The sequence below is a fragment of the Pirellulales bacterium genome, from assembly GCA_035533075.1.
In the GTDB taxonomy this organism is placed as follows: Bacteria; Planctomycetota; Planctomycetia; order Pirellulales; family JAICIG01; genus DASSFG01.
On the sequence record DATLUO010000251.1, the window covers coordinates 1 to 19,693 of the forward strand.

At 62.4% G+C, this 19,693-nt stretch carries 13 protein-coding genes; 5 read left to right on the forward strand and 8 right to left on the reverse strand.

Features of this window, described 5'->3' with window-relative positions; translation table 11 throughout:
- The 4 genes from VNH11_31215 to VNH11_31230 form a co-directional block, all read left to right on the forward strand.
- The coding region (locus tag VNH11_31215) for a hypothetical protein (protein HVA50855.1) at window positions 1-215 on the forward strand (215 nt) is incomplete at its 5' end.
- A gap of 19 nt (window positions 216-234) precedes the next feature.
- Window positions 235-918: a hypothetical protein gene (locus VNH11_31220; protein HVA50856.1), complete on the forward strand. Its 684-nt coding sequence runs from the start codon at window positions 235-237 to the stop codon at window positions 916-918.
- Window positions 908-1,330 carry a hypothetical protein gene (locus tag VNH11_31225; protein ID HVA50857.1) on the forward strand — a complete coding sequence of 141 codons (423 nt, stop codon included), beginning with the start codon at window positions 908-910 and terminating at the stop codon, window positions 1,328-1,330. The genes VNH11_31220 and VNH11_31225 overlap by 11 nt, the downstream gene beginning before the upstream one ends.
- A gap of 230 nt (window positions 1,331-1,560) precedes the next feature.
- A complete protein-coding gene (locus tag VNH11_31230) occupies window positions 1,561-2,430 on the forward strand; it encodes a DUF4214 domain-containing protein (GenBank protein HVA50858.1) in 870 nt (289 codons plus the stop codon).
- A gap of 70 nt (window positions 2,431-2,500) precedes the next feature.
- On the opposite strand, the gene VNH11_31235 is transcribed toward VNH11_31230, so the two are convergent.
- The 8 genes from VNH11_31235 to VNH11_31270 form a co-directional block, all read right to left on the reverse strand.
- The gene (locus VNH11_31235; GenBank protein HVA50859.1) at window positions 2,501-3,178 is read right to left on the reverse strand and encodes a fumarylacetoacetate hydrolase family protein; all 678 of its coding nucleotides are present in this window, start codon (window positions 3,176-3,178) and stop codon (window positions 2,501-2,503) included.
- A 60-nt stretch (window positions 3,179-3,238) separates the two neighbouring features.
- Complete coding sequence (gene dxs, locus VNH11_31240; GenBank protein HVA50860.1) at window positions 3,239-5,296, reverse strand: 1-deoxy-D-xylulose-5-phosphate synthase; 2,058 nt, start codon at window positions 5,294-5,296, stop codon at window positions 3,239-3,241.
- A 245-nt stretch (window positions 5,297-5,541) separates the two neighbouring features.
- Window positions 5,542-6,690, reverse strand: coding sequence for a (E)-4-hydroxy-3-methylbut-2-enyl-diphosphate synthase (gene ispG, locus VNH11_31245; GenBank protein ID HVA50861.1), 1,149 nt, complete (start codon window positions 6,688-6,690; stop codon window positions 5,542-5,544).
- Window positions 6,691-6,883: 193 nt separating this feature from the next.
- Window positions 6,884-7,801 (reverse strand): 4-hydroxy-3-methylbut-2-enyl diphosphate reductase, encoded by a 918-nt coding sequence (ispH, locus tag VNH11_31250; GenBank protein HVA50862.1) that lies wholly within the window; start codon window positions 7,799-7,801, stop codon window positions 6,884-6,886.
- On the reverse strand, window positions 7,798-8,916 hold the full coding sequence (locus VNH11_31255) for a response regulator (protein HVA50863.1): 1,119 nt from the start codon (window positions 8,914-8,916) through the stop codon (window positions 7,798-7,800). The genes ispH and VNH11_31255 overlap by 4 nt, the downstream gene beginning before the upstream one ends.
- Window positions 8,917-8,956: 40 nt before the next feature.
- Window positions 8,957-11,743, reverse strand: a complete 2,787-nt coding sequence (locus VNH11_31260; GenBank protein ID HVA50864.1) for a response regulator — start codon at window positions 11,741-11,743, stop codon at window positions 8,957-8,959.
- 23 nt (window positions 11,744-11,766) lie between these two features.
- The gene (locus VNH11_31265) at window positions 11,767-14,952 is read right to left on the reverse strand and encodes an ATP-binding protein (protein ID HVA50865.1); all 3,186 of its coding nucleotides are present in this window, start codon (window positions 14,950-14,952) and stop codon (window positions 11,767-11,769) included.
- An 82-nt stretch (window positions 14,953-15,034) separates the two neighbouring features.
- Complete coding sequence (locus VNH11_31270) at window positions 15,035-16,075, reverse strand: hypothetical protein (GenBank protein ID HVA50866.1); 1,041 nt, start codon at window positions 16,073-16,075, stop codon at window positions 15,035-15,037.
- 271 nt (window positions 16,076-16,346) lie between these two features.
- Here VNH11_31270 and VNH11_31275 point away from each other — a divergent pair, with 271 nt between their 5' ends.
- The gene (locus VNH11_31275; GenBank protein ID HVA50867.1) at window positions 16,347-19,550 is read left to right on the forward strand and encodes an efflux RND transporter permease subunit; all 3,204 of its coding nucleotides are present in this window, start codon (window positions 16,347-16,349) and stop codon (window positions 19,548-19,550) included.
- Window positions 19,551-19,693: the final 143 nt, after the last annotated feature.

A 19,693-nucleotide genomic window follows, 5' to 3' on the forward strand; every position in this document is an offset into this window, starting at 1 on the left:
AAGTAACTTGCATGTTCGGCCTCCTTGCCGCGGGTTGCCTGGGATGTTTGATGCACCACAGGTTTACCCGTTTTTGGCATGGAGGCCGATTTCAATTTGACCGAAACTGCCTCGCGAAAACCGCGAAACTTGAACTAAGGGTCGATGAGGAAACCTTCAACCGCTTGGCGATCCGCTTGAAGACTGGAGGGGTGTTGCTCGATCGCGATACGTGAAACGCAATTGGTCCCGTCGATGAACCGTGCCGAAGACGACACATCTGTCGAACTAGTCGTGCCCGACGATTTGATAACTCGGCTGGCGTCGTTGGGCGGAGACGCCCCGGCTCGTTTGATTTGTGTAATTGAATTGACGCGGTTCGACGCCGTGCAGCGCATAAGGCTATTGCCGCTGCTTTGGCAATACATTCTCCGCAATCGCGACAGTAACAAACTGGCTAGGCTGGCTGCGGTGGGATCGGCAATCCGGAAGTACATGGCGATGATGCCAATGGAGCGGATGGGGGAGCTCGCCGTATTGCTCGAGTCCGGACATAAATCGGTTTTGCCGATCGAACTCGAGATCGAGGTTGCGAAGATGATCTATCACAACTTTGAGGTTCATCCGCCGGCTGTGCCCGATCCTCATCCAGAGTTGGCAATACCGCTTTGGGACATGGCCCAAGCTTACGCGAACCCACGGTTGCTTATGCGCGACAAGCATTCGGCCGTTGCGTCGCTATCCATACAGGCAATCGTCGCGATGCGGAGTGAATTCGCAGCGCAAGCATTGCACACGGCCGTCACGAGTCCCTATCGCTGGTTCACCGAGATCGTCGCCGACAACCTCAATCGTTTACATGACCGGTGGAGCAACAAAAGTCCGGACGCTGCCGCATGGCTCGCGGCATTGCGAACGAACGAGCAGGTTGAAGTCTGACCTGAAGGGGCGGCGCATGCCAAGTTTTCGCGTCGGGGGATCAAGCGTCTCTCTCAGAGAATTCGACGTAGTGGGCGCCGACGGAATTCAGCCCCACTTTATCGTTCACACCGGGCTCGCTGAATCTGAATCGGACGCGACGCACGAGGCGCAAGCAGTCGCAGTTCTTGACATGGGCCCGCCGTTGCACGGTCGCGGCAGGGGTCCTACGATACCTGCGCATGCCGTGGGCCGCGCGGAGCTCGACTTCGGAGAAGTGCAAAAGATCAGGACATTTGTCGACCAGCACGCCGGTGAGCACTCGTCGTTTTTGCAACTGAGCAAAACGGATATCTTGCGTCCCCTCGCGATCCGCTACAGCCAGCCCAGGCAGAAAAACGTCGGGGGGGGCGAGGTCTGGAAAAATAGCTAAACTGTGTTGACTGGGAAGAATAGCCTGGTTAGTCTAGGTGCTACGCCCGGCGTGCTGGGGCGTCAGGTAAGCCCGCCAGCCCGATAATCGGCGGCCCACTTTAGCTGAGGTCTTCAATCATGGCAGCGTTCGCGAAGCCGTCCAGGCAATCCAGGGCAAAGCGAAGTCAACGTCGTGGTGGTCCGTCCAAGCCGTGCCGTCCGCTCTCCGTGCAACCACTAGAACGGCGATTGCCGCTCGACGCCAGCGGCGTTTCTCCAACGAGCATGTTCGTCGCCACCGCGTTCCAACAGGTCCTTGTGCGCGAAGTAGACCAGGCTTCGCTGACCTTCTTTTCCACCTCCTTGCAGGGCGGAGCGATGACCAGGCTTGCGTTCACCGAAACGCTGACCCATAGCGTCGAGTACTACAGCAGCGTCATCACCGACGACTATACGCAATTCCTTGGCCGTGCTCCCGACGCCACGGGCCTGGCTTTCTGGAACGGCCTCATGCAACAGGGGATGACCGACGAGCAGTTGGAGGCCCAATTCATCGGCACACCGGAGTTCTTCGATCATGCCGGCGGCACCAACCGGGACTGGGTCGACCGCATGTACTTTGACCTGCTGGGGCGGTCGCCCGATTCGCCGGGCGAAGTCGCCTGGGTCAATTTCCTCGATGCCGGCATGCCGCGCTCGCTGGCGGCATTCGGCTTCGCCAGCAGCGCGGAGCGCGAGGCAATCATCATTCGCAACGACTATCAGCTTTTCCTCGGGCGGCAAGCGTCTGACGGGGAAGTAGCCGGGTGGGTGAACCGGTTTCGTGACGGCATGTACAACGAAGACATCATCGCGGGATTCGTCGCTTCCGACGAGTCGTTTAACAATGACGAACATCAGTCCGGTCTGAATGGTGTGGGTCCAGGAGATCTCGGTTCCGCGAATCCAGGCTCTGTCAACATCGGTTCGATAAATATAAATATTGGTTCTATCAATATCAATTCGGGCAATATCAATTCGGGCAACGTCAATTCGGGGAATATCAATTCGGGGAATGTCGGTTCGGCCGGCCCCGGTGCGGTGGATGACGGCCATCCCCGTCCGCATGGCGATGACTGACAACCGTCGACGACGGTACCCTTCGCCGTAGCTGCCCGGCTCGGCGGGAGTCCGGTGGCTTGGCTACGACTCACCCCTGCACCACCGAATTCACCAGCGTGCCAATGCCGTCGATGGTGATGTTGACGATGTCGCCCGCCTTGAGGCGGAAATCGTCGTCGGGCACGATGCCCGTCCCCGTCAGCAAGATCGCACCATAGCGAAACGTGTTGTCGCGACCGAGATAGTCGATCAGGTCGCGAAATGTGCGGCGCATCTGCCCCGCGTTGGTCCGCCCCTCGAACACAATCGCGTGCCGGCGAAGCACGGCCAAGTGAATTCCGATGTCGGCCGGCTCCGGCATGGCCTGGGCCAAGGTGATGCAAGGCCCTAGCGAACACGATTGATCGTAGACCTTGGCTTGCGGCAGATAGAGCGGGTTTTCGCCTTCGATGACGCGCGAGCTCACGTCGTTGCCGATGGTGAAGCCGGCCAACATCATCCGCGAATTGAGCACCAGGGCCAGTTCCGGCTCCGGCACGTTCCAGGCCGCGTCGAGCCGGATGCGCACCGGTTTATCCGGCCCGACCACACGGTACGGCATGGCCTTGAAAAACAACTCCGGCCGCGGCGCGTCGTAAACCTTGTCGTAACAGGCCGCGGCGCTGGTCGATTCTTCCATCCGCGCCGTCCGGCTGCGAATGTACGTGACTCCCGCCGCCCAGACCTCCTGCCGGTCGATGGGCGGCAAAAGCGTTCTGGCCGGCATCCGCCCGGCCGGAGGCGCGGTGGATGATCGCCGACATTGCCAGAATTCTCACGAATTCCACTACGACGGCACGAGGCCGCCCGCAGCCGGCGCCATCTCCAACGCCGTTAGCGGCATCGCCGGCCGCCGGTCGTGGGCGGTGCTGATGCGCACCGTATCGCGATGCCAAATACCGCACTGCTCCGCCCAAGACAGCGTTTTTTGGCACAGTCCATCGACCGTCAAGCCGAGATCCGACAGCAGCTCCTCGCGCTCGCCGTGCTCGATGTAACGGTCGGGAATGCCCAGCCTCATCACGTGCCGGGCATCCACGCCCGCCGCATTCGCGGTTTCGAGCACCGCACTGCCAAAGCCGCCTTCGAGCGTCCCTTCTTCCATGGTCAGTACGAACGACGCGCGGCGCAAGGCAGCCAAGATCGTGTCGCGGTCGAGCGGCTTGACGAAGCGGGCATTGATCACGCCCACGTCCAAGCCATCCGCCCGCAGGCGCTCGGCCGCGGCTACACATGAGCCGAGCAAGGCGCCGCAAGCGATGAGCATGCCGTCGTCACCCCAGCGGATCACTTCGGCGCGACCGACTTCCACCGGAGTGACGTTGCGCGCGACTCGCTCGGCATCGGCTTTGGGATAGCGGAGCGACGCGGGGCCGGGCAAGGTCAACGCCAAGTCGAGCATCAACGGAAGATCGGCCGCGTCGCCCGGCGCCATGATCGTGAAGTTCGGCAGCGACCGGATGTAGGCCAGGTCGAACACGCCGTGGTGCGTCGGACCGTCCGGTCCGGCCAGACCCGCGCGGTCCAGACAGAGCGTCACCGGCAGGTTTTGCAGCGAAAGCTCCTGATAGAGCTGGTCGTAGGCCCGCTGCATGAACGTCGAGTAGATGGCCACAATCGGCCGCGCGCCGCTCTTGGCCATGCCCGCCGCAAAGGCCACGGCGTGCGACTCGCAGATGCCGCAGTCGAAGAACCGGCCGGGCATCTGTGCCCGGACTTTCTGTAGCTTGTTCCCTTCGCACATCGCCGCCACGACGGTGACCACGTTCGAATTACGCTGCATGGCCGCTTGGATCGCTTCGCTGGCCACGTTGGTGTAGGCAGGCGGTGCGGACGTGGCCAGCGGCACGATCTCTTCGCCGTCCCAGTCGAACCGGGAGGGGGCGTGGAACTTCACCGGGTCTTTCACCGCGGGCTCGAAGCCGTGTCCCTTCTCGGTCTGCACGTGGAGCAAGATCGGCCCGCCGGCCGGCTTCAGGTCATCGAGAACTTGCACCAGCATTTTCAGGTCGTGGCCGTTGATCGGGCCGATGTAGCGGAAGCCGAAGTCCTCGAACAGACTGCCGTAGGGCTTCGGCCCCCGCGGCTTGTTGGCGAACTCGGCGGGATCGGCGTGAGGATCGCGTTTTTTCCGCCGCAGGCCGATCGGGTACTCGACCTGGGGGGTCTTGTCGAGATACCGCGCCACGGAGCCGACGCGCGGACAAATCGACATGCGATTGTCGTTGAGCACCACGAGCAGGTTTTTGCGCATCGCGCCGGCGTTGTTCAAGGCCTCGAACACGATGCCGCTGGGCAGCGCGCCGTCGCCGATCACGGCCACCGAGCGGCGCTCTTCGCGATCGAGCAGGTCGTCGGCCGCCTTGAGTCCCATCGCGCACGAGACGCTGCAGCCGGCATGGCCGGTGACGAACAGGTCGTAAGGGCTTTCCTTGGGGTTGGGAAAGCCCATCAGTCCGCCCTTGGTGCGGATGGTCTGAATCTGCGGATAGCGGCCGGTGATCAGCTTGTGCGGATAGATCTGGTGGCCCGTGTCCCAAATGATCCGGTCTTGCGAAAAGTCATACACGCGGTGCAGCGCCAGGCATAGCTCAACCACGCCCAGATTCGAGCCAAAATGGGCGCTGCGCAGCTTGCAGATCGACCGCAACTCCACGCGGATTTCCTCGGCCAGCCGTTCCAGCTCGTCGAAGTCGAGATCGCGTAGTTGAAGCGGCGAACGGATGTTGGGAAGTAGGGTGTGCATGTCTTTCTGGTGCGAATTATTCGTGTAGGGTGGGACCAGCGAGCTTGCGACCGCCGGCCCACCATGTTTTGAGGCGTCAGGCGTCAGGCGTTGGGGCATCAGGCGTCAGGTGCCAGGCGTTGGGCGTAAGGTGGGGCCAGCGAGCTTGCGATCGCCGGCCCACCGTGAACGGGTCAGTCGTTCCAACAGGCGCAGCGCGGCAATCGGTGGGCCAGCGCTCGCAATCTCGCTGGCCCCACCTTACGCAGTCCATCCAAAGCGCAACATCCCTCATCCCTCATCCCTCATCCCTCATCCCTCATCCCTCATCCCTCATCCCTCATCCCTCATCCCTCACCCCTCATCTACACCAACACCGCGCTGCGGGCTTCAATCAACGCATCGAGTTCTTGCTTGAGCCGCGGCAAAATGGCGTCGTAGGGGAAGGAGCCGAGCTCCTCGCTGCGGCGCTTGAGGTTTACGTGGTTCGGCCCGCACCACAGGCCCAGGTCGGCGTCGTCGGTCTCGCCTGGCCCATTCACGCGGCAGCCCATCACGGCGATCGTGAGGGCGTGCTCGCGTGCATAGGCGGTCATCTCCTTCACCTGTTGTGCCAGCTCGACGAAGGCCTCGTTCTCGACGCGCGAACAACTCGGGCAACTGATGATGTTCAATGTCGAGAGACCATAATCGACGACGCTGCGCACCCGACCGGCGGCGATGTCGGCCAAAATCTGCCGGCCGGCGGCGATCTCCTCACTCTTGCGCGGATTGGGCACCGTGAGGGAAACGCGAATCGTGTCGCCGATGCCGCGGCTGATGAGCTGTTCGAAGGCGATGCGGGTTTTGATGATGCCGTCGGGCGGAATGCCCGCCTCGGTGACGCCCAGGTGCAACGGCACGTCGGGCCGCTCATCGGCGAAACGGCGGTTGACCTCCACCACCTTCTTGGGGTCGGAATCTTTCAGCGACACGCAGTAGCGAGTGAAGCCGATCGCATCGAGAAGCTCGCAATGCTCCAGGGCGCTTTCGAGCATGGGGGTGATCGAGTCGTCGGCCGCGTACTTCTCGCGTTTGGCCGGATCGACCGAGCCGCAGTTGACGCCCACGCGAATGGCGCAGTCGTTGTCGGCGGCCAGCCCGGCGAGGAAGCGGACCTTTTCCTGCCACGGCTTGCTGCGCTCGTGGTGATAAAGGTGGCCGGGGTTGTAGCGGACCTTGTTGACGTGCGGGGCCACCAGCGTCGCCAGCCGGTAGTTCTCTTGCAGATCGACCGAGAGATTGGCGTCGGTCTGCTTGCGGATTTCGGCCAGCGCCTCGGCGTCTTTGGTGCTGTCGACGGCGATGCGGACCACGTCGGCCCCGGCCTCGGCCAGCGCATTGACCTGGGCCACGGTGGCGTCGATGTCCTGAGTGTGCGTGGCCGTCATGCTTTGCACGGCCACCGGGCGGTTATCGCCGATGATCACCGAACCGATGCGGACGGGACGAGTGGGGTTGCGGGGAAGGGTCATGATTGGCTCCGGGGCTGATTTTGGATTTTGGATTTTGGATTTTGGATTTTGGATTTTGGCTTGCGGTGGCTCGGCCCGAGGTTGCTGTTAACACTAATGCGCTGCTGCGCCCGACTCGCCGACTGATGTAAGGTGGGACCAGCGAGCTTGCGAATTACGAGACGCCTCGCAGGCTCCAATCCAAAATCCAAAATCACCTCAACGCTCTAGGCAATGGAAACACGACATCTTCTTCACGCACCATGCGGCGTTCGACCTCGGCGTGAAACTCGTTCTGCAGCCAGTCCAGGCACTCCAACACCAGTTCCTCCGGTGCGCTGGCGCCGGCCGTGAGCACGACCGTTTCCGCGCCGCCGAACCAATCGGGATTGATGTCGCTGACGTCGTCGATGAGGTAGGCGTTGGCAAACTGTTCGGCGACTTCGGCCAGGCGAAGCGAGTTGGAGCTGTTGCGGCTGCCGACGACCAGCACCAGGTCGGCTTCGCGGGCCAGCTCGCGCACGGCCTCTTGCCGGTTTTGGGTGGCGTAGCAGATGTCCTCTTTCGGCGGGCCGACGATGGCCGGAAAGCTGCGACGCAATGCCGCGATGACCCGATTGGCGTCGTCGACGCTGAGCGTCGTTTGAGTCAAATAGGCGACCCGCTGCGGATCGGTCACCGTCACGCGGTCGACTTCATCAGGCGTCTCAATCAGGATAATCTGTTCGGGCGCCTCGCCCATCGTGCCAATCACTTCGTCGTGCCCTTCGTGACCGATCAGGAAAATGGTGTAGCCCTGCCGGGCAAACCGCGCGGCCTCGATGTGGACCTTCGTGACCAGCGGACACGTGGCGTCGATCGTCTTCAGCTTCCGCGCGCGGGCCTCTTGGCGCACCTGCGGCGAAACGCCATGAGCGCTGTAGAGCAGATTCGAGCCTTCCGGCACGTCGCCGATCGAATCGACGAACACCACGCCCAAGCCGCGAAAGCGGTCGACCACATGCTTGTTGTGGACGATTTCGTGGTAGACGTAGAGCGGAGCGCCCAGCACCTCGAGCGCGCGCTCCAGCGCTTTCACGACCATCACGACGCCCGCACAAAAGCCGTGCGGATTGGCCAACAATACTTTCATGATGCGCTCACGGGGGTCAGAGGTACGGCTGGTGTGGCCGATGGCAACAGGCCCACGGGCGTAACGAGGGCCGCGGCGGTCGGCGAGGGTTGTTCGGCCGACTTGCCGGAGAACTGCCGGAGGACGGCAAGGAATTCGTCTTCGGTCGCCAAAAACGCCTGCACCACGTCTGGATCGAAGTGGCTGCCCGACTCGGCGACGATGATCGAACGCACCACGTCGTGTGCGAAGGCGTCTTTGTAAACACGTTTGCTGCTCAGCGCGTCGTAGACGTCGGCCAAGGCGACGATGCGGCCGCAGAGGGGGATGTTCCGACCGGAGAGACCTTGCGGATATCCGGACCCGTCCCAGCGTTCGTGGTGCGTCAAAGCGATATCGCGCCCCATTCGCAGAAACTCGGCCTCCGGATGCTGTTCGAGCGCGGCATCGAGCGTGCCCGCACCGATCAGCGTGTGCTGCTTCATCAGATCGAACTCGCGGTCGCTGAGCCGCGCGGGTTTCAGCAGCACCGAGTCGGGAATGCCGACTTTGCCGATGTCGTGCAGGGGACTCGTCAGATAGATCATGCGAACGAAGTCTGCGTCGATTTCGTCGGCAAACTTAGGTTGCTGCGACAAGTATCTGGCCAGCACGCGGGAATAACCGCGGATCCGTTCCAAATGGGCGCCCGTGTCCGTGTCGCGCGACTCGGCCAGTTTGGCCATCGCAAAGATCGCCAAGTCGCGCGTCTCCATGCCGAGAATCCGGGTGCCGGTGCGGACCCGCACTCTCAGCTCGGCCGGATCGAACGGCTTGGTCATGAAATCGTCGGCCCCGGCAGTGAGACCGGTCACGATGTCCTTGGTCGCTCCGCGCGAGGTGAGAAGGATCACGTAGACATAGCCGCTAAAATCTCCGGCGCGGATCTGACGGCAGAGTTCGATGCCGTCGAGCACGGGCATTTCCCAATCGGTGATCACCAGGCGACAGGTTCCCCGACGCAGGATTTCAAACGCCTCTTTGCCGTCACGGGCGACTTCGACCGAGTAACCTGCCCGCTCGATGGTGCGCCGCGAGATTTCGAGCGAGACCTCATCATCGTCTACGATGAGAATCCGCGGACCGTTCGATTTCATGGGTCGGTTTCCTGATTAAGAAAACAGTCGGTGGTAAGTGTTACGACTTTTCCGTCTGGGCGAAACTGGCTGCCACGACGGATAAGTCACGTTGAACAAACTGGTCGAGCCGCTGGCACTCGGCTTTGATACGGCCCAGGTGGCCGCCGGCGTCATCAAGTTCGGCGGCCCGCCCCATGGCTTCCAACTCGGCGGCCAGACGGCTGATCTCGACGGCCGACACGTTGGCCGCGGATCCCTTGATGCGGTGCGCGAGCGAGGCCGTCTGTTGGGCATTGCGCTCGATCAAGCTCTGCTCCAATTGAACGAGATCGACACCCACCTGCTGCTGAAACTTGTCGAGAATGACTTGCACGAAATCCCAGTCGCCCATGAACCGCTCGGAAAGCGAATCGAAATCCAAGGGCGGCGGGACCTCCTCGACCGGCGCCGGAGTGTAGGGTGGGACCAGCGAGCTTTCGAGCGCCGGCCCACCATGATCGACGTCGCCAATGGCGGGCCGGCGCTCGCAAGCTCGCTGGTCCCACCCTACGGATGCTCCTAAAAGCTCCGCGGCACGGGCGAGATGCTTTTCGACGGTGGCAATCAATTCCCTGCGGTTGAGCGGTTTCTTCAGATAATCCGTCATGCCGGCGTCGAGGCACTTTTGCTTGTCGCCGGCCAATGCATTGGCGGTCAGGGCAATGATCGGCAGGGGCGGACGGTTTTCGCGGGCCTCCCATTGTCGAATGGCGCCGGTCGCCTCATAGCCGTCCATTTCCGGCATTTGGCAGTCCATCAGCACAAGGTTGTAGTCGGCGGCCCTGACGGCTTCCACGGCCTGCCGGCCGTTGGACCGCACTTCGCAGCGATAGCCGCCTGCCCGCAGCAACTCCACCGCCACTTGTTGATTGATCTCGTTGTCTTCGACCAGGAGTAGCTTGGCGTCTTTCGGGCCGGCCGCCTGCCGTGTCTTGCCGCTGTTTCGGACGGGGGTTTCCACTTCGTCTGTTTGTAGGTTCGGCTGTAATGCGGAGATCATGGCATCGAACAGCCGTGACGCGGTGATCGGTTTGCTGAGGCGATGCACCGCCACCGGCCCACCGTCGGTCGCCTCTTCGCCCTCGTCGCTCAGGGCCGTGACAAGCAGGATCACCGTGGCGCCGAGCGTCGCACTACGAGCAATCCGGTCGGCCAGCTCGCGGCCGTCCGGATCGCGAAGGGCCGAGTCGACGATGGCAATCTGATACGGGTTACCGCTGACGGCCGCGGTGCCAAGCTGCGTAAGTGCGGAGGTGCCGTTGGTGACGGTATCGCTGTGGATTCGCCAGGCCGACAACTGCCGATGAATCGCCGCCAGCACGGCGGCGTTGTCGCCGACGAGCAGCAGGCGCAAGTTGTCCCAGTCGGCGGGCTGGACGAATTGCTGTTCGGTGTCGGCCGCTTTCTTCATGCAGACCGTGAACCAGAACGCCGACCCTTTCCCCGGTTCGCTGTCGACGCCGATCTCGCCGCCCATCAATTCGGTGAGCTTCTTGCAGATCGACAGTCCCAAACCGGTGCCGCCGAACTTGCGAGTCGTCGAGGAATCGACTTGCGAGAACGATTGAAACAACAGGTGCAGGCGTTCCGGCGGAATGCCGATTCCAGTGTCGCGCACCATGCTCCGCACCACGATCTCACCATCCTCGGTCCGATCGACCTCGACGTCCAGGCTGACGTGCCCGGTCGAGGTGAACTTCACGGCGTTGGTCAGCAGGTTGACCAGAATCTGCTGCCAGCGTCCGGGGTCGCCATGCACCAATTTCGGCAGCCGCGGATCGATATAGCACAGTACCTCCAGGCCCTTTTGGCAGGCCAGGTCGCTGACCATCGACATGGCCCGTTCGACGATCGCTCCCGGTTCGAAGTCGATCCATTCCAGGTCGAGGCGTCCGGCTTCGATCTTCGAGAAGTCAAGCACGTCGTTGATGAGCTGCAACAGGACCTTGGCCGAGAGCCGGGCGGCGTCGATATAGCGCCGCTGCTGTGGCGTCAATTCGGTGTCCTGCAAGAGCTGTCCCATGCCGATCACGCCGTTGAGCGGCGTGCGCAGCTCGTGCGACATGTTGGCCAGGAAATCGCTTTTCGCGCGGCTGGCCGCCACGGCCGCTTCGCGCGCCTGTTCCAGTTGTTGCGATTGCTCGGCCAGTTCGGCGGCCTGCTGTTCCAATCGCGCTTTTGTGGCCAGCAGCTCCTGATTGTAGCGTTCCAGCTCGTTCTCTTTGGCCGTGATCTGATCGAGCTGTCCCCGCAGTGTCTCAACATACTGCTGGGCCGAAGCGGCCAGGTCGGCCTTTTCCGCCAGCGACCGCGCCAATTGCAGCACTTCCACGGCGTCGAACGGCTTTTTCAGGATCAGCAGGTTGCTGGTATGACCGAGCTCGGAGGAAATCTGGCTCCAATCGTAATCGGAGTAGGCCGTGCAGATCACGCACTGCATGTCCGGCAGCTCTTTCCAGAGGGCCTTGATGGTCTGCACGCCGTCGATGCCCGGCGGCATGCGGACGTCGACGAACGCCATATAGTAGGGCTGACCGCGGCGGGCCGCCTCGACGGCCATTCTCACGCCGTCTTCGCCCTGATAGGCGGAGTGAATCTCGATATCGAGCAGTCCGTTGATGTCGGCCGCGGTCGTCGTCTGGCTTTCGCCGCCGAAGAGATCCGCCTCCAGCGCGTCGATTTCCGAATGGGAAGCCACACCCCGCAATCCGTCGAACACCTTGCGGAAGTCGGTGTGGATGTCCTTGTTGTCGTCGATGATCAACAGCCGCCGCGTAGCAGCGGTCGGTTTGGGCTTGGTATTCATCGCCTTCATGTTTCTTAGGTGCCTTAAACAGTTGCCAGGGACGCCTCAGATTCTTCAACCACGCCTGATGTGTCGTCGTCGTCGGCCAGCTCGGTGATGAGCGGAATTTCGAGCATGAACGTGGCGCCCTGCCCCAAGCCATCGCTGTGTGCGCTGATTTTGCCCCCCATTTCCGCCATGGCGTTGGCCGCCGAGTGCAGTCCGAAACCGTTGCCCGATTTCTTCGTGGTAAAACCGAAATTGAAGATGCGGTTGACGTGCTCCGGATCGATGCCCCGTCCCGTGTCGGTCACCGTCAAGCGCACGCGGTCATTGGCCCGGCCGATCCGAATGGCGATCAGTCGCCGGGGGCCGTCGGCGCTGACGATCGACTCGGTGGCGTTCTTGATCAGGTTCTCGATGACCTGCAGCAGCTTGGACCGTTCGAGCACCATTTGCGGCAGTGGCTGAAAGTCGCGTTCGACGGTGATGCGGTTCTTCTGCAGCGAATGGCTGCGCATCAACAGTACGTCTTCGATGAGCGATGAGAGGTCGCAAAGTTCCTTGAACGACACCCGCTTCGCGTAGTTTTGCTCGGCGACGATGATGCTGCGGATGTGCTCGACCTTGTCGGTCAAGAAGCCGAGCTCCGAGAGCAAATCTTGTTGGTCGGCCGCCAAAGCCTTGGCCAGACCGCCCAGGTAGTCCTTGAGCTGCGCTCCGCGGCGGTCGCGGGCCAAGAAGGTTTCCAGATCGTCGGCGTGCTCGTCGAGGAGCTTGACGACCTTGCCCAGCCCGTCGACGCGAAGCTGCCGCAGCCGCTCGCCGAGCACGGTGGTCGAGATGTTGACGTTGTTGAGCACGTTGCCGACGTTGTGCAGCACGCCGGTGGTGATCTCGGTCATGCCGGCCAGATGCGCCATCTGCATCATCTGCGTCTGTGTGTTTTGCAGCGCCGTCAGCGTGTGCTCCAGTTCGGTGTTGCGTTCGTCGAGCTTGCGGTCCAGGGCCCGCAGCCGCAGCAGCGAACGGACGCGGGCCCGCAATTCCTCCGCGTCAAACGGCTTGACGAGATAGTCGTCGGCGCCGATGTCGAGTCCTTCGATCTTCATCGAGCGGTCCGCCTTGGCCGTGAGCAAAATGAAGGGAATTCGGGCCGTGACCGAATTGTCTTTCATTCGGCGGCAGAATTCGTAGCCGTCGGTGACCGGCATCATCACGTCGGAAAGGATGATGTCGGGCAGGATCTGCCGCGCGAGCTGCGTTCCCTGCTCGCCGTCTTCGGCCGTCACGACGTGGTATTCATCGCGGAGCACCGAGAGCAACAATCCGCGCATTTCGGGCGTATCGTCGGCCACGAGGACCGTCGGCGCACCGTCGGGGGCCGCCACCTGCTCCACGGGGGCCGCGTCATTGGCTTCGCAGGTCACCAGGTCGGCAAAGCGGCACGACCGCGCCATGGCCGAAACCTGACGCGCGACCTCCGTGGGAGGCTCGGTGATCGGCAGCCAAAACCAGAACGTCGCTCCTCGGCCCACGTCGCTGTCGATTTGAATCTTTCCGCCGTGCAACTCAATGATTTCTTTCACCAGCGACAGACCGAGACCGGTGCCGGAATACTTGCGGGCGGTCGAACCGTCGAGCTGTACAAACCGGTCGAACACGCGGCCATGGTCGTCGGGCGCAATGCCGATGCCCGAATCCTTGACGTAGACGTAAACCCGCGAGTCGTCGCGGCCCGTGCGGACCTCGACGGTGCCGCCCGCCGGCGTAAACTTCAACGCGTTCGACAGGAGATTGGTAATCACCGAATCCAACTTGTCGGTGTCGGCTCCGATGTCGGGCAGCTTGTCGTCCAGGACAACCTTGAGTTCGATCTGTCGCTGACCGGCCAAGGGGCGGGCCGACGCGGCCAACTCGTTGACCATGTCGTTAAGCTGCACCGCCGACAAGTTGACCTGAGCGTGCCCGGCCTCGAGCTTCGAGAACTCCAGCAGGCGGTTGATCAGGCCCAGCAACCGCCGGCCGTTCACGAGCGCCACATCGAGCATATATCCGGCATCGCCGGGCAATTGCTGCTGGCGCTTGTTCAGCAACTCTTCGATGGGCGCCAGGATCATCGTCAAGGGCGTGCGCAGCTCGTGGCTGACGTTGGAGAAGAACTGCGTCTTCAGCCGGTCGTGCTCTTGAAGCTGGCGAAAGGAAACCTGCAGCTCGCGCTTTTTCTTGGAGAGCTGACGGGTGCGCTGCTTGACCTTCTTTTCCAGATTGGCGTTCAGATCGCGGATGGTGTGGTCGTTGCGGTCGAGCTGGCTCACCATTTCGTTGAACTGGCGGGTGACGATGTCGATTTCGTCGTTGCCCGTCGGAGTCAGGCGCGCCGAGAGGTCGCCCGTTTGCACGCGCTTCATCGAGTCGACCAGGGCGCGGACGCGGACGGCGACCGATTGCGCCAGCACGGTCGAAAAAATCAGGCCGATGGCGACGGCCGCCACGGTGATGTAGCTGGTGTGCCGCTGCAAATTGGCCACCGCCTCGGCTTGCGTTTCCGGGTGGTTCACCAGGTCGGTGGCGCGCTGATTGGCCAACGTGCCGATCATCAAGGCCGTGGTCAAGATGATTAGCGCGAACGAAATGTTCATGCGTCCGCGCAGCTTGCTCACCGGGATCGCATCGAAATCGACCTCGATGCCATTGTTGAGCAGATAGGCGATCACCGGCCGCATGAACGAGCCGAACAGGAAGTACGTCGACATCAGCACCATGACGGTCGCCATGAAGGCCGCCAGGCTCACATTCATCAACACCGTCAGCGACGCGTTGTCGACCACGCGCAGGAAAATCAAGAGTGGAACGAGCGTGGTTAAAGGCACGACCCACGACTCGAACGAATGGTGCCGGCCCGCGAAGATCACGGCCTCGCGCCCCGCCTCCAACGCCAACGGCCGCTCGACGGGCACGGCCGCCCGGATGCGGCGGATCACTTCGCGCAAATGGCGCGTTTCCCATAGCGCTAAAACCACGGTGACCGTGACGGCGAACGCCACCAGCACCAGCGAGACGACCTCGAAGTGGTAACGGACGGTGTCGGGCAGCGCCAGCGACAGATTGACGTAATACAGCAGCAGCAAACCGCCGATCGACGCGCAGGCCCGCGTGACCCACATCATCACCAGGATGAAGTGGGGGCCGAACCGCGCCAGCATTTTTTCAGCGATGCGTTGCAGCATTGAAAGGGTTCAGGGTTCAGGGTTCGGGGCTCGGGGCTCGGGGCTCGGGGCTCGGGGCTCATCCCTAGCCACTAACCACTAATCACTTGTACCCGCGACTCCCCAGGTGCAAGCAAATCAGCCGTTCCAGCCCGTCAACCAGCTTGCCGAGATCGAAGGAATGGATGTGCGGCACGCGCGACAGCAAGTAGCGCCGGTGCTCCTGCCAGCGTTTGAGGAACTTCACCTCGTGACCGCCGTCGACGATGGCCCGCTTGATTTCGTCGCGATCGCCGGCACGGAGCTGCGCGACGGTCAGTTCGCCGCTGGCCAGCGCACTGGCATAGACGCCGCTGGAGTAATCGGCGTCGCCCAGTTCGCGCTCCCAAGTCGTGGTGAGATTGCCGATGCGGCCCATGCACTGGGCGTGCCATGCGGCGTCGCGCACCTGGCCCCACTCCGAACGATCGAAGCCCGGCGAGCACATCAGATCGAGCGTGCTGGAGATCATCATGTGCATGTTGTGCGGCGTATAGAGATCGTGCTCCGCCAGGTTCAGCAGCTCGATGTTCTCGTTCGCCAAGTGCGAATAACGCATCACATTGAAGAGCTGCCGGTAGTCGTAGTCGAACACTTTGGCGTACCGGTCGAACAGCGGATACCGCTTGGCCTGCGACACGATCTCATCCCAGACGGTCACGGCGAACTCGGCGTAGGCGCGCTGTTGCGCCGGAAAGCCGACAAAGCTCGGACGCGGGCCGTCGAGCGACAAGTTCAGCAGCGGTTCCAACAGCGCGTCGTCGCCCTTGCGGTCGGCGATGTCGTCCAACAGAACGTCGAGCACCACGCCGAGCACCTTGGTGTCGCACACTTCGTCGAACAACTCGGGCAACACGCAGGGCAGCGTGGTGACCATCACCCCCTGGTGGCACCACTTCCAGAGATACATGTTGCGCTGCCCCACCTTGCCGTACTCGGTGGCCCACTGTGCCAGCGCCGGGCTGAGCGTTTTCTTCAGTACGTGGGCGATCTCCTGCTGGATCCGTTCGGCAGTCGGCAGACCTTCGCCCGTCAGCGGCAGCAGGGGAACCGGCGGCAGGACCGTCGCCGTATACGTCAGCCCGGTGTTGTGAGTCGTTGTCATAGTAATCTCGCGGTAATGCAAATATTCTTCTCAGCGCCAAGAAAGGGTAGCTCAACGAAGCTTGCCGAGATGGCAAAATAGGTTGCGCCACGGCGGAGCTTGTGGTCGTGGATCAAGGCCATCGCTTAGTTGCCGTCGGTAAAGTCGTCACAGGCCGTCCGACCGGGCTAAGGCCATCGGCCAATACGAACCGGGACACAAGCGCCGGCCACCCGATCTCTCGCTTGTGCGGTCGCACATCCGTTATCATGCTGGAATTGCCGCTGAACCCATGAACTTGAACCCGATCATCTTCGCTCTGCGTCGTCCGATCACCGTGATCGTGGCGGTCGTAGGCATCGCGCTGGGTTGCGGGCTGGCGGTCAAGGAAATGGACGTCGACGTCTTTCCGCGCCTCAATCTGCCGGTGATTTACGTCGCGCAGCCGTACGGCGGGATGGATCCCGCCCAGATGGAAGGGCTGATCACGAACTACTACGAATACCATTTCCTCTATATCAGCGGCATCCATCACGTCGAAAGCCGCAACGTGCAAGGGATGGCCCTGATGAAGCTCGACTTTCATCCCGGCACGGACATGGCCCAGGCCATGGCCGAAACCATCAATTACGTGAACCGCGCTCAGGCCTTTATGCCGCCCGGCACCGTGTCGCCGTTCGTGATGCGGTTCGATACCGGCAGCGTGCCCGTGGGCTATCTGGTGCTCTCCAGCGAGACGCGGTCGCTGGCCGAGATTCAGGATCTGGCCTTGTTCCGCGTGCGGCCGATGTTCGCCAGCCTGCCGGGCGTCTCGGCCCCGCCGCCCTTCGGCGGCAATCAACGCACGATCGTGATCGACGTCGATCCTGAACGGCTGCGGGCCTATCATCTGTCGCCGGACGACGTGGTGCGGGCGCTATCGGCGGGCAATGTCGTCAGCCCGTCGGGCAACGTGCCGCTGGGCGACAAGTACCCGATCGTGCCCTTGAACTCGATCGTGCGCGACATCAACGACCTGGGAAGCATCCCGCTGCGCTTGGGCGAACTGCCGGCCGTTTATCTGCGCGATCTTGCCACGGTCCGCGACGGCACCGACATCCCCATAAGTTACGCGCTGGTGAACGGCCGCCGCGCGATCTATCTGCTTTGCACCAAGCGGGCCGAGGCTTCCACCTTGAGCGTCGTGCAGAACGTCAAGGCGGCGCTCCCCAAGATGCAGGCGGTGTTGCCCGACGACATTCAAGTTCGCTTCGAATTCGACCAGACGCCTTACGTCACCCGCGCCATTCAGGGTCTGGCGACCGAGGGAGCGTTGGGGGCCCTCCTGACCGGGCTGATGGTGCTGTTGTTTCTGCGCGACTGGCGGAGCGTGCTGGTGGTGGTGCTGAACATTCCGCTGGCGCTGATGGGCGCCGTGATCGGGCTGTGGCTGACCGGCAACGGCATCAACCTGATGACGCTCGGCGGACTGGCGTTGGCCGTGGGCATTCTGGTCGACGAGGCGACGGTCGAGGTGGAGAACATTCACACCCAGATGGCCCACACGCCCGGCATCGCACGGGCGGTGCGTTTGGGAAACGCCCAGACGGCGGTGCCGCGATTGCTGGCGATGCTGTGCGTCCTGGCGGTGTTCATTCCTTCGTTTTTCATGGAAGGCGCGGCACGGGCGTTGTTCGTGCCGCTGTCGCTGGCCGTCGGCTTTTCGATGCTCGCCTCGTACCTGCTGTCGAGCACGTTTGTGCCTGTCGCGTCGGTGTGGCTTTTGCGGCACGTGCCGCAGCACGAGGGTGAATTCGAACCCGGTTTTCTTGGCCGATTGCGGCGTGTTTACCAGGGCGGCCTGGAGGGTCTGGCGCCGTATCGCGTGCCGCTCGTGATCGGCTACCTGGCCCTGGCCGGCGTGACGCTCTACACCGTCAGCGGGCGTTTAGGCCGAGAGATTTTTCCGTTCGTCGACCGCGGCGAGTTCCGCTTGCGGTTTCACGCTCCCGACGGCACGCGCTTTGAGCGGACCGAACAATACGCCTTGGAAGTCTTGAAGACGATCGAAGAGGCGGTGGGCGCCGACAAGGTGGAGCTGACGCTCGGCTACGTGGGAAGCATTCCGTCGAGTTATCCGATCAACGCCGTCTTTCAGTGGTCGCGCGGCCCCGAAGAGGCGATCTTGCGGATCGCGCTCAAGCATGCGAGCGGCATCAAGGTGGAGCAGCTCAAAGAGCAGTTGCGCAAAACGCTGCACGACCGCCTGCCGGAATTGCAGCTTTCGTTCGAGCCGGCGGACATCGTCAACGAGGTGATGAGCTTTGGGTCGCCCACTCCGGTGGAGGTGGCCGTCAACGGGCCCAACCTGGCCGAGAGCCGCGCTTTCAGCGAGAAGCTGCACCGTGAGCTGGCAAAGATTCCCTCGCTGCGCGACTTGCACGTCGCGCAATCGCTGGACTACCCGACGATCAACGTCAATCTCGACCGCGAGAAGGCCGGCATCAGCAAGCTGACCGCCGCCGAGATGGCCCGCTCGCTGGTGGCCGCCACGTCCTCGTCGCGGTTTGTCGTGCCCAACTTCTGGCCCGATCCGAAGACGGGCATCGGCTACCAGGTGCAAGTGCAGATTCCACAAGCGATCATGAAGTCCGTCGACGAGCTGCGGACCGTGCCGGTAGGTCGGGCTTTTCAGCCTGACGGAGACCGCCGCACCGGCCTGAAGCAGCTCTTGCTGCGCGACGTGGCCGAGGTGAAAGAAGGAACGATGCCCGGCGAGTACGATCGCTACAATATGCGCCGGCAAGTGAGCCTGTTGGCCAATATCTACGGCGAGGACCTGGGACGAGTGGCCCAGCATGTTTCCAAGGCCATGGAACGCACCGGCGAGCCGCCCAAGGGTGCCGCGGTCGAGGTCCGCGGTCAGATTCCGCCGATGCAACAGATGCAGAGCGGCCTGGCGATCGGTCTTGCTTTGGCCGTGGTGGTCGTGTTTCTGTTGCTGGCCGCCAATTACCAGTCATGGCGGCTGGCGTCGATCACGATCTCGACCGCGCCGGCCGTAGCGGCCGGCGTCGCCGTCGCGCTCTTCATGACCGGCACGACTCTGAACCTGCAATCGTTCATCGGAGCGATCATGGCCGTCGGCGTCGCGATGGCCAACGGCATTCTGCTGGTCACGTTTGCCGAAGAGCGTCGGCACGCGGAAGGCGATGCGGTACGGGCGGGAATCTACGGCGGAACCAGCCGCTTGCGGCCGATTCTCATGACCAGCATGGCGATGACGGCGGGCATGGCGCCCCTGGCGTTGGGACTTGGCGAAGGCGGCGAACAAAGCGCGGCCCTGGGACGCGCGGTCATCGGTGGCTTGTTGGCCGCAACACTGGCAACGCTGTTTGTGCTCCCTTCGGTGTTCGCGGTGGTCCAACGGCGCGCGAGCACCGCGTCGGCGTCGCTCGATCCCGACGATCCGCAGAGTCCGCACTATGCGCCACAGGTGGCGGGAGGTGAGACATGAACAGTGGAGGGTTCAGGGTTCAGGGTTCAGGGTTCAGGAATCACGGGCCGGGTTTTACCGGAGGCCAACGGCAGCAGACGCAAATCTGCAATTTGCAATTTGCAATTTGCAATTTGCAATTCCCGTGCGTCCTGTTGCTTTTG

What these genes read in the sequence shown, in the direction of transcription:
- VNH11_31235 (HVA50859.1), bottom strand. Translation starts at nt 3,178, where the DNA reads ATGCCGGCCAGAACGCTTTTGCCGCCCATCGACCGGCAGGAGGTCTGG.
- VNH11_31275 (HVA50867.1), top strand. Translation starts at nt 16,347, where the DNA reads ATGAACTTGAACCCGATCATCTTCGCTCTGCGTCGTCCGATCACCGTG.
- VNH11_31270 (HVA50866.1), bottom strand. Translation starts at nt 16,075, where the DNA reads ATGACAACGACTCACAACACCGGGCTGACGTATACGGCGACGGTCCTG.
- ispH (HVA50862.1), bottom strand. Translation starts at nt 7,801, where the DNA reads ATGAAAGTATTGTTGGCCAATCCGCACGGCTTTTGTGCGGGCGTCGTG.
- VNH11_31265 (HVA50865.1), bottom strand. Translation starts at nt 14,952, where the DNA reads ATGCTGCAACGCATCGCTGAAAAAATGCTGGCGCGGTTCGGCCCCCAC.
- VNH11_31220 (HVA50856.1), top strand. Translation starts at nt 235, where the DNA reads ATGAACCGTGCCGAAGACGACACATCTGTCGAACTAGTCGTGCCCGAC.
- VNH11_31260 (HVA50864.1), bottom strand. Translation starts at nt 11,743, where the DNA reads ATGAATACCAAGCCCAAACCGACCGCTGCTACGCGGCGGCTGTTGATC.
- ispG (HVA50861.1), bottom strand. Translation starts at nt 6,690, where the DNA reads ATGACCCTTCCCCGCAACCCCACTCGTCCCGTCCGCATCGGTTCGGTG.
- VNH11_31255 (HVA50863.1), bottom strand. Translation starts at nt 8,916, where the DNA reads ATGAAATCGAACGGTCCGCGGATTCTCATCGTAGACGATGATGAGGTC.
- dxs (HVA50860.1), bottom strand. Translation starts at nt 5,296, where the DNA reads ATGCCCCAACGCCTGACGCCTGACGCCTCAAAACATGGTGGGCCGGCG.